At 41.6% G+C, this 14181-nt stretch carries 10 protein-coding genes and 2 pseudogenes; 3 read left to right on the forward strand and 9 right to left on the reverse strand.

Annotated elements, in window-relative coordinates:
- The 5 genes and pseudogenes from HMPREF3108_RS07750 to HMPREF3108_RS07765 form a co-directional block, all read right to left on the reverse strand.
- Positions 1-3699: pseudogene (locus tag HMPREF3108_RS07750) on the reverse strand (glycoside hydrolase family 70 protein); the annotation flags it as partial.
- A gap of 269 nt (positions 3700-3968) precedes the next feature.
- Positions 3969-4167, reverse strand: a pseudogene (locus HMPREF3108_RS11080) (KxYKxGKxW signal peptide domain-containing protein); the annotation flags it as partial.
- Between the two features lie 63 nt (positions 4168-4230).
- Positions 4231-5124, reverse strand: coding sequence for an XRE/MutR family transcriptional regulator (locus tag HMPREF3108_RS07755; RefSeq protein ID WP_081106373.1), 894 nt, complete (start codon positions 5122-5124; stop codon positions 4231-4233).
- Positions 5125-5505: 381 nt separating this feature from the next.
- A complete protein-coding gene (htpX, locus tag HMPREF3108_RS07760; protein ID WP_008808500.1) occupies positions 5506-6399 on the reverse strand; it encodes a zinc metalloprotease HtpX in 894 nt (297 codons plus the stop codon).
- A 1-nt stretch (position 6400) separates the two neighbouring features.
- Positions 6401-6970 (reverse strand): LemA family protein, encoded by a 570-nt coding sequence (locus HMPREF3108_RS07765; protein WP_012000000.1) that lies wholly within the window; start codon positions 6968-6970, stop codon positions 6401-6403.
- 215 nt (positions 6971-7185) lie between these two features.
- Between HMPREF3108_RS07765 and HMPREF3108_RS07770 the strand changes: the two genes are divergently transcribed.
- The 3 genes from HMPREF3108_RS07770 (at position 7186) to rsmG (ending at position 9883) form a co-directional block, all read left to right on the forward strand.
- Positions 7186-7788 (forward strand): TetR/AcrR family transcriptional regulator, encoded by a 603-nt coding sequence (locus HMPREF3108_RS07770; protein WP_070494160.1) that lies wholly within the window; start codon positions 7186-7188, stop codon positions 7786-7788.
- A gap of 13 nt (positions 7789-7801) precedes the next feature.
- Positions 7802-9091 (forward strand): MFS transporter, encoded by a 1290-nt coding sequence (locus HMPREF3108_RS07775; protein ID WP_061601498.1) that lies wholly within the window; start codon positions 7802-7804, stop codon positions 9089-9091.
- Positions 9092-9169: 78 nt separating this feature from the next.
- Positions 9170-9883 (forward strand): 16S rRNA (guanine(527)-N(7))-methyltransferase RsmG, encoded by a 714-nt coding sequence (gene rsmG, locus HMPREF3108_RS07780; RefSeq protein WP_045634254.1) that lies wholly within the window; start codon positions 9170-9172, stop codon positions 9881-9883.
- A 75-nt stretch (positions 9884-9958) separates the two neighbouring features.
- On the opposite strand, the gene HMPREF3108_RS07785 is transcribed toward rsmG, so the two are convergent.
- From HMPREF3108_RS07785 to HMPREF3108_RS07800, 4 genes are read right to left on the reverse strand one after another with little or no spacing between them, the layout of a single operon-like run.
- The gene (locus HMPREF3108_RS07785) at positions 9959-10819 is read right to left on the reverse strand and encodes a CPBP family intramembrane glutamic endopeptidase (RefSeq protein WP_083277176.1); all 861 of its coding nucleotides are present in this window, start codon (positions 10817-10819) and stop codon (positions 9959-9961) included.
- A gap of 19 nt (positions 10820-10838) precedes the next feature.
- Positions 10839-11675, reverse strand: coding sequence for an energy-coupling factor transporter transmembrane component T family protein (locus tag HMPREF3108_RS07790; protein WP_011999995.1), 837 nt, complete (start codon positions 11673-11675; stop codon positions 10839-10841).
- A complete protein-coding gene (locus HMPREF3108_RS07795; RefSeq protein WP_061598483.1) occupies positions 11662-13347 on the reverse strand; it encodes an ABC transporter ATP-binding protein in 1686 nt (561 codons plus the stop codon). The genes HMPREF3108_RS07790 and HMPREF3108_RS07795 overlap by 14 nt, the downstream gene beginning before the upstream one ends.
- Positions 13348-13357: 10 nt before the next feature.
- A complete protein-coding gene (locus tag HMPREF3108_RS07800) occupies positions 13358-14119 on the reverse strand; it encodes a nucleoside phosphorylase (RefSeq protein WP_070494162.1) in 762 nt (253 codons plus the stop codon).
- Positions 14120-14181: the final 62 nt, after the last annotated feature.

The raw sequence follows: 14181 nt of genomic DNA on the forward strand, positions 1-14181 counted from the left end.
GAGAACCTGCTTGTTGATCGTTTGGAGACCAGTTACAGCTTTGCCGTCTTGGTCAAAGTAATACCATTCATTTTTAGCACCTTCTGCAAATTTGTTGACGGCCATTTCTCCTGAGTTAGCATCAAAGTAACGAATGCTCTTGTCTGCTAGTGTCACTACCTGACCCTTGACTTGCTTGCCATCTTGGTCGAAATAAAGAGTTTGCTGACCAATCTTTTGAAGGCCTGTTAGAGCGACTCCGTCTACCCCGAAATAGTACCAATCACTTGGGTTATCACCCTGAGCAAAACGATTGATGACAGCATTTCCTGAATCCTTGTCAAAGTAACGAAGTTTGCCATCCTTAGCACGCACAACCTTGCCCTTGACTTGATAACCATTTTGGTCAAAGTATTGCTGTCCATCTCCTATCTTGACGAGACCTCGAGCCATAACACCCTTGTCGTCAAAATAACGCCAGTTTTGGCCATCAGAAGTGTAGTAACGGTTGAGAACCTTGGCACCAGTCTTATCATAGTAGTACTGATTGCCATTTTCATCTTCTTGTAAAGCATCGCGCAACTGAACCCCATTCTTCATAAAGTAAAGCTGCTTGCCATCAATCTCACGAGCTCCTGTTACTAGATAGCCTTGATGATCAAAGTAATACCAATTGCCATTTTCATCCTGGATAAAAGTGTCTTTGGCTTGATTCCCACTAGTTGAATAGAACTTAAAGCCATTTGTGTCTTTTACGAATCCAGTAGAAGCTTCTTTATTGACCAGCTGTTTAGGCAATGCTGCTTCCCCAGTCTTGTTAGACAGGTATTCTTTGCTTCCCCAGTCTTTAAGAACATAGTAAGCACCACGACCCAAGATATTGGTTCCGTTGAAGTACTTAGCCGACCACTTAGTAATCTTCTCGTCCGTTGTCATCTTTTGGCCGTTGGAAATTTGTACTCGTTCAAAGATTTCTGGGTATTTAGCTTTAAGCTCATCCAAGAAGGCTCCACCATACTTGCCTTGGTAGTCGCTCCCATTGGTCTTACTATTAGCCACATAAAGTTTTTCTTTGATTTCTGCGCCTTCACGGTAGGTTCCGTAGTTGTTGACACGAGTTGCTGTTACCACTTCCTTACCTGGCAGGTTGTAGATTTGGTCTGGCACCCAGTCCGCAATGGCTTGGATATTGACACTGTGAAGAGCACGGAGAGCATTGAGCAGGTCATCTAAAGAACCATATTTATTGTTCTTGCTCATTGCCATATCATAGCGGTCTTCAAATGCATAACCATTCTGGATAATAGAGTCTAGGAAAGTACCGTCTTGGCTAGATACATATTGAGGCGGCAGTTCAAATGACGTCACTCCCCATTCCTTGAAGAGGTTGACGTTTTTAGCAATGACTTTATTGGTATATTGGTCATCTCGAGTTGCAAAGTCTTGGAAATTAGAGAAACCTTCGTAAATCAGCTGTGAATCAAGAGCAGGACTAGATTCATAAACCTGACCGCTAGCATTTTTCTTCTTGCTAGCTGTTACACGCGCATCCTGATTCTCTTTAGCACCAACTGGTACCCAAACAGCCAGATAACCAGAAACTTGGACATTGCTGTAGCCTGCAATATCATTCATATCAAAGGTCAAAATACCATTAGCATCCGTCTTCTTCCAGAGCGATTGGGGTACTTCTTCGTCAGTTAGATAGCGGGAAATCCCATCTTTGGTCGTCAGGAGCACAGGGCGGTAGTATTGATTCTTATGGGCTGCTCCCATATTGACTTGCAGTTTATCCCATTCATTCAGTTTAAGGTTCGGGTTATTAGAAGCAATAACTGCCATCCCCTGGGTACGAGTTTCTGCTGTTCCTTCATCCGTAGCCTCATTAGCACCAGTACCATAACGAACAGAAGTCAAGATACCGTTATATGCCCATTTATCAGCCTCGCGAGGCACACCCATATAGGTCACCTTCATGTCCTGTCCACCAGCTACATACTTAATCCGAGCACGCAACAAGGAATCAATAGCGTCATGGTATGGAGATTTTTTCTCCATGTATTGGCCGTCATCTGTGTAGAGATCGCCATAGTAGACCCGAGTGATGGAGTCTTTATTGGAGAGCATGAGAGCATGTGCAGTTGGAATGTTGAACTGCGTATACTTCTTGTCCGCCTTGCGCATATCTTCGTTGTAAATCTTGAAGGCTTGCTTGAGCTCATCCATGGTAAAGGTCAAACCATCCGTATTTGGATTGATATTTTCCCGAATGATGTCAGCAATAACGGTTTGCACTTCACTGTCATGAGCCCGAACAAAGATATAGTTGGCCATCCGCTCGCCATTTTTATTTTCAGTAGAACGGTCGTTCAGGCTATTCGTAATCGTTGGCTCAACTCCGCTACGGATAGAAAGCTTCCGCATGAACGAATAAAGCAAGGACAAGCGTAGCTTGTTATCAATTGCTAGTTGAGCGCCTTTAGTATCTTTGTTGTAGTCAGGATCGTTATCAGACCAAGCTTCCAAGATAGACAGATGCTTGAGGGCTTCTTCTTCACTTTCTCCAACCTTGTAATGAGATTTGAAATAGTCAGAGGCAATCTGAAGCAAGTCTGCATTGACATTATCCACTGCGTCAACTCGGACTCCGTCGAAGTTAGCAGTTGGATCATTGGCCACGATACTTCCGAAGTTCATCATATAGTGGAGCCAGTTTAGCTGCTCAGCTTGAACAGCTGGATTAGAGTTATCAAAATCATTGGCTAATAGGAACTCATAACCACCATTTGACTTATCGATGAAGTATTTAGGCGTACCGGTCTGGCTGGTTGGTGTGCGGTTAAGCAGACGATATCTAGAGTTGGCATGAGATGTCTTATCACTATTTGTATAGAGTAGGGCTCCACCTTGCAGATGGTCCTTGTTCGTCCCAGTTGTTTCAGATTCTGTCTTAATATTCCAATTTGGCTGAGTTTTGACAAAGGCACTCATTAGAGTTCTCAACCATTTTGTGTCGCCCTCTTTGCTAATTCTTTCTTCAATTTTTCGCTGTACCTGCTGAACAGCTTCTGTTAAAAGAACTTGCTCGGTCTTGCTTTCAAAAGCGCCGATCCCCAGATTTTCTTGATTCATATAGTTGAGGTAATTAATCTGGGTCCGCTTATCAGGCCACCAAGCCATCAAAAGAGGGCGTAAGTCTGTCTCTGTCGAGGCCGTCCATGTTTTTCCATCTTTTAAGATGAACTTTGGACGATACCAACTATCAGCTGTCAAATAGCCATCTACAGTCTCAATGTCCTTGTCAGTCGTACCATAAAAAGCATTCTTTTGGGTGAATTCATTATTGAGACTGCTGGTTCCTTGCTGGAACTGATATTCATTTGAATCAACCAAAGCCCCGGTTTCTGCATCAAAATAAAGAATTTTTCCATTGAGCTCAACTGCAAAGTTTTTCTTAACTGTGCCGTCATCCTGAACATAGTATTTCTTACCATCAATCGTCTTGATATGGGCCAACACATCGTCATCATGCTCAGTATTTACCGGCGCCGCTTGTGCTTGAGCAGCCAGCATTTTCTCGGTTATTGATTCTTTTCTTTGGGCTGGTTCTGGCAAACGCCCTTTCTTTGGAGTCGCTATAATCTTGTCAGAAACAGTAGCTTTTGCTACATTTTCGGTAGTTTCTTCTTGATCATTAGCTCTACTATCTTGTTTAGCCTGTAATGCATCTTGAGCTTTGTCAGTTGACTCAGCCTGATCGGCTACTTTAGGCTCTTGAGAGGAGGCACTCTTTTCAGAAGAGTCAGCACTCGTTTTCTGAGTCAATTCCTGTCTGGAGTCAGTTCTTGTAGTTTCAACTTCTTTATCCTGTGGCGTCGTCTGTTCGTTAGCTGTTGGATTGGTTGCCGCACTAGCTTGATAGGTTTCTTTGCTAGAAGAAGCCTGTTCTTTTACTTCCAGCTGCGAAGAGTCCGTTGCTATGTCTGAAGTAGTTTGCCCCGAGTCCTTGCTCTGAACAGCGGACTGTTCTTTTACATCGGCCACTTGATTAGCATCATCCGCATAGATCACACCTGATTCAATCCCCAAGGCCTTTGGAGCCACAAGAAGAGTCAGGGAGGTAACAGCAATCGCTACCCAGTTCTTCTTAACCTTATGCATTTTATAATGAACTTTTTTCTCCATCATAAAACCTCCTTCTGAAAATAGTATAAAGTTTTACCCTTATTTTAATCTTTTTCAGAGGAGGTTCTATTCTATTTGCAGATCTGCAACTACTGTTAGTTGAATTCGCTCAAATTGTTCTTTGAGTTTTTGAGCAACACCAAAAGAATCTAAATATTCAAAAGTTGACAAACATTGTTCAATATCATTTCGAGCGTGAGGATTGCCAACCTTATAAGAATAAAGAGCCTTATGATATTTGATCAACACCCGGTCATAGAGGTCTGTCTCAGGGATTTTTGTATTATCAATATAATTAAGAAATTTCATAGCTACTTGTAAATGATTGTCCTCTATACAAGCACCTACAACATTAAGTAACATCTTAATAATCCGTCGACGATTCTCCGGCAGGTTATTGTAAAATTGAGTACGGTTAATCATTTCACTGGCAAAAGTTTCCAGTGTTTCTAAGGTCAATAGATTCACACTGTTTGTAAAGATCCAAAGCTCATAGCGGCCCCATTCTTCAACAGAAAAGAGGTAGTCTGTCAAAAACTCAATATCTCCCTTACTGACTTGATAGTCTGGATTACAGGCCGTTAAGGTAGCCCTGATTACAATGGTATTTAACTTGTAGTTCTTTTTTTCTGGAAATTCTTGAGCCATGGCTTCAGAACCAGCTAAAATACTTTCTAATTTAACGACATTATTCTCACGTTGAGCCTCAGAAAGTTTTTGAGACAACACAACATCATCAGCTTCCCTATAATTATGATAAACATACTGAAATTCAGCCAAAGAGACCGACATGTTCCTGAGGCAACTATAAAAAGAATCAACTGTAAGGCTACTAATCCCTCGTTCATATCGAGACAGCTGGGCAACAGAAATATCACCTGCCGCCACTTCTTTGAGGGACATATTCTTTGATTCTCTAATGATTTTTAAAATTTTTCCCGACGACTTTACGATAAGCATACCTCACTTGCATATATGTAATAAAAATCTATTTTTAATATACTAGTCCTATTTTACAGTTATGTTAAGGGCTGGCAACAAAAGATTTCTCAGTAATTCCAACCTATTAAATTCGATACTAAAACACCTGAAAACGTGGTATTATAAAAGACTTTTTGCTAATCTCCGTCAATAAAAGATATCTAATCTTGTTTGTTTTCCTTAGTCAAAAGGAAGAACTGCACATACCAGGTAATTAACACTTACACAATTCATCAGCTAATCTCATCCTTTTTGTTTTGCGACCACTCTGGCTGTAAGGTTGATCATACTATCTACAACTACATTCCTCCTCAATTTGAAGCATTGTCATAATAAAAAAACTGAGAAAAATCCCAGTTTTTACATTTTTCTTAATCTTTCTACCCGCTCAGAGATTGGTGGGTGAGTGTAGAAAAGTTTTTGCAGACCACCTTTTTTCTTCGGATCGCTAATATACAAGGCTGCACTAGCATCATCCACATGTCGATGCATGGGCTCACTATTATCTAATTTTTGCAGGGCTCTAATCATTCCTTGAGGATTTCTAGTCAGCTCAACACTTGAAGCATCTGCTAAAAATTCACGCTGACGGGAAATGGCCAACTGAACCAAGGTAGCTGCCAAAGGTGCTAATATAATCGCAATTAATGAAAAGACTAACATTAAAAGACCAAGACCACTATCATCATCACGGTCATTCCTTCTTCGTCCTCCACCATACCACATCATCCGACCAGCAATACTAGAAATCATAGTAATAGCACTAGCTAGGGCGACTGCAATAGTTGAAATACGAATATCATAGTTGCGAATATGACTAACTTCATGCCCTATGACACCTTCTAATTCCTCGCGATTCATCAGTTTTAAAAGACCAGTCGTCGCTGCGACAGCAGCATTTTCAGGATTAGAACCCGTCGCAAAAGCGTTGGGAGAATCATCTTCCACAATATAAACCCTAGGCATTGGAATCTGAGCAACCATCGCCATATCTTGAACAATATGATAAAGTTCAGGTGCTTCTTGCTCAGACACTTGGCGAGCACCATTCATGGACATGACTACCTCAGTAGATTGAAAAATCATCGTGATCGCATAAATAAGGCCAATAATGAAGGCAATAATCACCCCACCCAGAGGAGAATTCATCCAAAGATAGCCAGCAGCCGCTCCGATAAGAGCTAAAAGAGCAAAGAAGGCGACCAAGAGAAACCAGGTCCGCCTTTTATTTGCAGCAATTTGTTCAAATAACATATTACTCACCTAAACCATTGCTACCAAAATCAACTTTAGGCACAGCTTTTTCTTCTTCAGGAGTAGACAAGAAATCAGCAGGTCTAAAGGCAAACATTCCAGCAATAACATTACTTGGGAAAGCTTGCAACTTCACATTATAGTTACCAGCAACAGAGTTATAAAGCTGGCGTGAGTAAGAAATCTTATTTTCAGTGTTTGTCAATTCTTCTTGCAACTTCAAGTAATTCTCATTTGCCTTCAAATCAGGATAACTTTCCGCAACAGCAAAAATTCCTGAAATCTGACGAGTCAAAGCATCGCTGGCCTTCATCGCATCGGCAGGCGAAGAAGCAGACGCCACTTGAGCACGTAACTGAGTCACTTTTTCCAAAGTAGCTTGTTCATATTTCCCATAGCCTTTAACAGTTTCAATCAAGTTAGGAAGCAAGTCATTCCGACGCTTAAGTTGAACATCGATCTGACTCCAAGCTTCTTGAGTCTGCATACGTGCACGAACAAGTGAATTATAAACAGAAATCACAAACAAGACTATAACGACAATAACTGCAATAGTAATAATAAATGACATAAGAAGTCTCCTTTTTAACAACATTGTAGGAATGGAATAGCCACTGTAAGTCCCCATCCCTAAGAGATATGAATAAACAGAAAATCTACTGTTTTAGTCATTATATCAAAATTTTGAAAAAGTGGCTAAATTATTGACAATCTTTTACAAAAAGAGTAATCTGTAGATAGAAAACAATCGACCGACGGTCGGTTGATAAACTTCAGGAGTTTCTCATGGCAAATAAAAAGGAATTTATCTTAGATACCGCAGAAAAAATGTTTGTAGAACAAGGATTTGACCAAACTTCTATCGCTCAGATTCTAGATGCAACCCAGATTGCAAAAGGAACCCTCTATTATTACTTTACTTCAAAAGAAGAAATAATGGATGCCATCATTGAACGTTGGATTGATCAATCTTTTGAGCAAGTGCGCATTTGGGTGGAGCGAAAACAGCTTCCAATACTTGAAAGATTAATGGGTGCTCTAGCTTCATTGAATATGCAAAAAGATGGCCAAGAACTTCTAGACCACTTACACGCGCCCCAAAACGCACTTCTTCACGAAAAAACCAATCAAATCTTATTGAGCAAGGTTCCTGAAATCCTCTATCCCCTTTTTCAAGAAGGCTTTCAAACAGGCGAGATGCAAACGACTTATCCTTACGAGAGTATCGAGATGATGCTAACTTACTCCTTGCAGATTTTTAACAGCTCCTTCCAGAAATTAGACCAAGCAGAAAAAAATCATAAAATTCAAGCTTTCATCTACCTATTAGAGAAAATTTTTCAAACAAAAGAAGGGTATTTTGCTTCTTTGGCACAATTAATCCACTAAAGGAGGCTCCTGTATGAAACATAGTGGCTTTAAAATTTATCTCCTGATATGGCTAGGAACTTTTATTTCGGAAATCGGAACAGGTATGACTTCTTTTGCACTAGGAATTTACATCTACCAGCTGACTGGTCAAGCTGCTTCTTCTGCCCTAGTCACCCTTTGTGCTTTTTTACCCGGGCTCTTAATGACTCCCCTTGCAGGGATTCTAGCCGATCGTTATGACCGTCGTCTTCTAATGGCTCTGGGTGATGGTCTATCAGGTCTGGGAGTCCTCTGGATTTACTTTAGCTTACAGACTAGCCAACCCTCCCTACTAAACATTTGTCTTGGTGCTGCAATCAGTTCTGTATTCTCCGCTTTAGTGAACCCAGCTTTTCGAGCCACTATTTCCGACCTGGTTCCTGAAGACCAGATTTCCAAGGCAACCGGTCTGTCACAGATCAACGGCATCGCTCGTTATCTCATTTCCCCTAGTCTCGCTGGACTGATCTTAGCTCGGGGGACCATCGGTCAGATCCTCTTAATTGATTTTTCAACTATTTTTGTAACTGTCATTTGTAGCCTAATCGCTCGCCGTCACATCAAAACTCCGAGAAAGTCTACACCTCATCCTTTCTGGAGTGAATTTATACGAGGCTTTCAGATTATCCATGAAAAGAGAGGAATCTGGCTCTTGGTTTTACTAGGAACGGCTTTTTCTTTCTTTCTAGGCACTGTTGAGATTTTGCTTTCTCCTATGATTCTGGGCTTTGCCTCTAGTCAGGAAGTCGGCTGGACAATGGCCGTTTCCAGTAGCGGTATGCTCCTTGGCGGACTTATCTTAGGAATCTTTTCCATTAAAAGGCATTTTCATTTGATTCTTAGTCTGTCATTAGGTTTACTAGGAATCTTTATGGCAGGTATGGGCAGTAAAGAAAACCTAGTCTGGATTTGCTTTTTTGGCTTCTTACTGTTTATGTCTCTGCCCTTTGCGAATACGGCTATTGATTATTTGATTCGCTTAAATATAGATAAGAGTGAACAAGGGAAAGCCTGGGGGACAATCGGCATCATCTCTCAGTTTGGCTACGTCATCGCCTATGCTAGTATGGGCTGGGTGGCCGATAGCTTCTTTAAACCACTACTTCTACCTAAAGGAGCATTATCCACTTGGCTCGGCTCCATCATCGGAATAGGAAGTGGCCGAGGTTATGGACTTCTTCTCATCCTTGCAGGTTTTTGTATCAGTATTAGTGCACTCTTTCTCTACCGCCAACCCGCAATAAAGGAGCTCGAATACGTTTCTAAGATTAATCCGGAATGATACAAAAGATCCCCTCTTGAACGGGGGTCTCCTTTTTATGATATAATAGGATGAATACTGACAAACAAGGATGAAACTATGACACCGCAAGAATTTTACCAGCTATTGGGCCAGCATGGAATCGAGCTGACCGACCGCCAGAAAGATCAGTTTGAGCTTTATTTTGAACTCTTGGTCGAATGGAATGAAAAAATCAATCTGACAGCTATCACCGAGAAAAATGAAGTCTATCTCAAGCATTTCTATGATTCAATTGCCCCTGTTTTACAAGGCCTGATTGACAATCAAGAGCTTAAGCTGCTGGATATCGGAGCCGGTGCTGGCTTTCCCAGTCTCCCTATGAAAATCATCTGCCCTCAGCTGGATGTGACCATCATTGACTCGCTCAATAAACGAATCAACTTCCTCAAACTGCTGGCAGAAGAGATCGGGCTGGACAAGGTTCACTTCTACCACGGTCGTGCAGAAGACTTTGCTCAGGATAAGGCCTTTCGAGCTCAATTTGACCTGGTCACTGCCCGTGCAGTCGCTCGCATGCAAGTCCTGTCTGAACTGACCATTCCCTATCTAAAAGTTGGCGGGAAATTGCTGGCGCTCAAGGCTTCCAATGCTCCGGAGGAACTGGATGAAGCAAAAAACGCCCTCAACTTACTCTTTAGCAAGGTCCAAGACAACCTCAGCTATGCCCTACCAAACGGCGACCCCCGCTTTATCACAGTGGTAGAAAAGAAGAAAGAAACCCCCAACAAATACCCCCGCAAAGCCGGCATGCCAAACAAAAGACCATTATAAGAAGAAAAGCAAGCAATTCAGAAATTGCCTGCTTTTTAAATGTCTCGTTGAGATTAGTTGAAAAAATCCGATGTACTAAAGAACTTCGTTACGCGATCGCTTTCGTATTTGATAGACGATCAAAAGCACCAAAAATGACAAGGTCTGAGCCACAGTAATTCTAAGACTCAATAGCTGATCCACTCCGCCTTTTGACAGAACGTGAAGCAGATTAACGACCGTGTTATTAACAAAATGAACGGCCATCCCCATATAAAGGCTGCCTGTCATCTTGGTCATAAGAGCAAACTGAAAGCCAATCAGAAAACTGGTGAGAATTAAAATCAAACTATTAATCCAGAATCCTGTCAAGCTCATTTCCCCATCGAGAAAACTTCTGAATGGCCCCATAATATGCCAAAAACCAAAAAGAAGATTGGACAAAAGAGCCGCCTTCAAAAAGCTGTATTTTCTTTCAAAAACTTTTTGAAAAAGTCCACGGAAGATTCCTTCTTCCATGAGGACATTAATGAGATTGCCTACCAGACAGATCAACAGAAAAAGAAAGCCTCTTTGCTGGCCAATATTACCATTGACTGAATAAGCAGACACATAGAAATCAAGCCCCAAAAGATTGCCTTGACTCAGCAACAAAGTGATTTCTATCAGATAAGCTAAGGCAAAAAACAGACTCCCCCAGACTAGACCTAAACTAACATAGGAGAATAAACCTTTTGTCCCAAAGCCGATTTGTTTTGAATTCAAACCGTAGAAATGTAAAGCCGGAACCAGTAGCATTAGACCCAGAAGCTTGTGGACAAATGATTCTCCCCAGAATGTCTGATCTGTCCTCAAAATCAGGTATTCTGCAATCCGTAGTATAAAGCAAATCAGATAAATGACCAAGACAAGCTGAATCTGTAACCTGTATTCTTCTTTCATTCTCTTTTTTTCCATACTTTCTGTTTCCCGTTTTCTATCTCCAAGGATTATAAAATCGTCCATGGTTGACAAAAAATAAACCTAAACTAATCAACAAAAAAGCTAGAGACAAAGTAATAACAAGGATGTCTAACTTGGTAAAGGCTTGGTAGGTATACCAGGTTCTCTTTTTATTTTTTCCAAAACGGCGGAGTTCCATGGCTGTCGCAATCGTTTCGATTCGTTCTAAAGAGCTGAAAATCAGAGGAATAATAATTTGTAAATTTCCCTTAATCCGCTGGCTCAATTTGGCCTTGCTTGACAATTCTAAACCACGCGCCTCTTGTGACATCTTAATCAGATAAAACTCTTCTTGTAAATCTGGAATATAGCGGAGGGTAAGGCTGACAGAATAGGCGATTTTATAAGGAATACCAATCTGATTGAGACTGGAAGCAAATTGACTGGGATGTGTTGTCATTAGAAAAATAACTGCCAAAGGAATGGTACAGAGGTACTTCAAACATAGATTGAAGAGATAAAACAATTCCTGCAAGGAAACATTATAAATACCGAGACCATCCAGCAGAACCGTACTGCTCCCATAAATATCCTGGCCATATTGGGGCGCAAAGAGATAAACCATCAGTATATTGAGGATGGCAAAGACTCCTGCAAAAACCAAGACAAAGCTAACATCTCGCAGACGAATTCCTGACAAGCGAAAAAGTGACAGAGATAGGATAGCGATCACTAGCAAAAGTCGAGTATCATAGCTAATCATGGCTGCTACAGACACAAGGATGAAAAATAATAATTTACTGGCACCTGACAGACTATGAACAAAGCCAGTTCCAGCATGATAACCAATGATTTTCTTATCTTGAAACATGGCTTGCTCCCTTCTCTTTCATATAAAACTCTGTCAAGGCTAGAGGGTCAACTCCCAACTTTTTAGCCAGAGTAAAAATGGAGGTTTCCTTCAGATTCGCTGCCACAATCAAATCTTTATCAGTCAGTACTTGGGCAGGTGATTTGTCCGCCAAAACCTGACCATCCACTATTACAATCGCACGGTCAGAATAATCCAGCATCAGTTGCATGTCATGGGTAATCATGATAATAGTATGACCTTTTTGATTCAGCTCATCCAAGAAGTTCATAATTTCCGTATAATTGCGCTGATCTTGGCCCGCCGTTGGCTCATCTAACAGGATGACTTCTGGCCCTAAGACCAAGATAGATGCTATGGTTACCCGCTTCTTCTGACCGAAAGATAGGGCTGAAACAGGCCAATTCCTAAATTCATACAGGCCACAAGTCTTCAAAACTGCCAAGACTCGCTCTTCGATTTCCTCCTCAGGGAGACCTCGCAAGCGAAGACCTAGGGCCACTTCATCAAAAATCATGGTTTCTGAAATCATCTGATTAGGATTTTGCAGCACATAGCCTATCCGTTCCGCTCGCTCCTTAATAGAATCACCCTTGATATCCTTGCCCCGCCAGCTGTAGTTGCCCTCTGTCTGGATAAATTGGCAGAAAGCCTTAGCTAGAGTGGACTTACCGGCCCCGTTCTTTCCGACAATAGCAATCCGTTCTCCCTTAGAAATCTCAAGAGAAATATCCTGCAAAACAGGTCGCTTGCCATAAGAAAAACTGATATGCTCAACGGAAAATAGATTAGAATCTCGCTCCTGAGTCGCTTCCCCAACAGTTTCTTTTGAAAATGGCAAAGCTGGCAAATCTAGACTAGCTAAGTCAGACAAATGATCCATCTCAGCTATATCAAGTCCCAGCTGGCGCAAGGTAGTCAGATAGAGGGGCTCTCGTATCCCATTTTCAGCCAGTAAAGTTGTCTTCAGCAAAAGATCGGGGTGATCATCAAAGAGAATCCGACCATCATTGACCAAGACCAAACGGTCTACTGAGCGATAAAGGACATCCTCTAAACGATGCTCGATAATAATGGTGGTCGTTCCAGCTTCCCTGTGAATCTGATCAATCAAATCAATTGCATCCTGGCCAGACTTCGGATCTAGATTGGCTAACGGTTCATCAAAAAGCAAAATGGGACTCTCATCAATTAAGACACCTGCCAGGCTGACCCGTTGCTTTTGACCGCCAGACAAATCCTGAGGCCGATGCTGAAGCAAATTCACCAAGTCTAATTTCTCCGCCCAATGCTGAACTTTTTCTTTCATGACAGGTAATTCAACCATGTCGTTTTCCAAAGCAAAAGCCAAGTCTTCCGCCACACTGAGGCCAATAAACTGACCATCTGTATCTTGTAGAACTGTACTGACTAAATTGGACTTGTCATAAATGCTAGACGCAAAGGCATCCTGTCCCTGAACCTTTAAGTGGCCGCTAGCTTGGCCTTTATAGATATTAGGAATGATACCGTTTAGACACTGGCCCAGAGTTGACTTTCCTGACCCGGAAGGACCGACAATTAAGACTTTTTCGCCTTCGTAAATAGTCAGATTAATATCTTTTAAGGTCGGCTCCAGCTGGGCCTGATATTGAAAAGTGAAATTTTCAAACTGAATAATAGGTTGTTTCATTGTATTCTCATTATAAAGCTAGGGCGATTTGCACCGCCAGATTTGCTATCTTATCTTTTTCATCCAAGTCGGCATGATTGGACAGATTTCTCATATCCCATTTTTCCTCTGACAAATGGTCAGCCGCATAGAAAAATTGGCAGATAGTTACAGAACGAAAGGCTGCCAGAGCAGCAACAGCAGAACATTCCATATCGACGCAAATAGCTCCTGCTTCTTTTCTCCTTAAGAGTTTCTCTGCTGTCTCTCGGTAAATACCATCTGTGGTCCAAACCTTGCCCCGACTATGGGAAATGCCTCGTTCATCTAAAAATTCTAGCAGAAAATCCTGCAGACCATCATTCACCACAATTTCATCAGATGCTGCTTGGTAATGATAACTAGTCCCCTCATCTCGTATGGCAGCTGTTGGCACAATGATGGAAGTCTCACTAATATCCTCGTCCAGCACGCCACAGGTGCCAAAGAGGACAAGCTTCTTCATTCCAAAAGCAATGAGATCTTCTAAAATGGCAACACAGGACGAGGCCCCCACCGGAGCATTAAAAAAAGCTAGTTCCTGATCAGCCACAAAAACTCTGTATATCGGAATCTCTATATTGGCCATACTCGTTGTTGTGATAAGCTCATGATTAAAATTTTCCAAGAGTCTTTTGAAAGTTTCTCTAGCAAAGCAGGAAACTGCTACTGAAGGAAAATCAGGAATAGGCTCAATCAAATCTTCAGGATTGATAATGGCCTTGGGATTTTGGTCAAATTCTTCTAATATCACGCCTACTCCTTTCACTTTCGCATTTGTTCTTTCTATTGTATCATAAAAAGCTTGGATCCTTC

The sequence above is a fragment of the Streptococcus sp. HMSC10A01 genome (assembly GCF_001807785.1).
GTDB lineage: Bacteria > Bacillota > Bacilli > Lactobacillales > Streptococcaceae > Streptococcus > Streptococcus gordonii.